Source organism: Cryobacterium sp. MLB-32, assembly GCF_000738085.1.
Lineage (GTDB): Bacteria > Actinomycetota > Actinomycetes > Actinomycetales > Microbacteriaceae > Cryobacterium.
The window spans coordinates 1-766 of the sequence record NZ_JPRS01000493.1 but is presented as its reverse complement, the minus strand read 5'-3'; the positions used below and the strand labels follow the sequence as shown (position 1 = coordinate 766).

Annotated in this window: 1 protein-coding gene; it reads left to right on the top strand. The window is 56.1% G+C overall.

Annotation, left to right across the window (positions count from 1 at the left end):
- Nucleotides 1-89 precede the first annotated feature (89 nt).
- The coding region (locus JF66_RS24695) for an McrB family protein (RefSeq protein ID WP_369798076.1) at nucleotides 90-766 on the top strand (677 nt) is incomplete at its 3' end.

Sequence of the window (766 nt, the reverse complement as noted above, 5' to 3'; positions counted from 1 at the left end):
AGCGCAACTCTCTTCTCTATTTGGTTCATCCCAAAACCTTCGCGCCGATCGTTTCCGAAAAGCACAAGGCCCTAATGCGTGAAGCCTTCATGAGTGAGATCACCGAACGCACGGGCGATATCGATCGTGATCTCTTCGCAATAATTCTGCAGCTTCAGCGGAAGACTCATGGGCCGGTGAACTTCTACGATGGCGTCCTATCCAAACGATGGATGCCGAGTGAGGGTACCTTGCTGGCCCCTGAATCAGAAGTCAAGCAGGTTCAAACTGTTCCCAAATTGCCAATCGCAACAGACGGTCTCGCGGCGGCCCTCTTCATGCCGAGGGCCGAATTGCAGGAGATACTCGACCTCCTGCAGCGTCGGCAGCAAGCCGTCTTCTACGGGCCTCCGGGTACCGGCAAGACATTTCTCGCGCAAGTCCTTGGGCGCCACATGGTCGGAACAGAACCGAGTCGAGTCCGCATGGTCCAGTTCCACCCGTCGTACGCCTACGAGGACTTCTTCGAGGGATTGCGCCCCGAGGCGACCGCTGGGGGCGTGACCTTCAGTTTGCGGCCAGGGCCGCTAAGACAGATTGCGGATGAGGCAGCGCTGCCGGAAAATCTGGCAAATCCATACGTGTTGATCATCGACGAGATGAACCGTGCCAATCTCGCGAAAGTGTTCGGTGAGCTCTTTTACCTTCTGGAGTATCGCAATGAGGGCATCCGCTTGCAGTACAGCGGAAAGGGGGAAACGTTCAAGCTTCCCGAAAACCTCTTCAT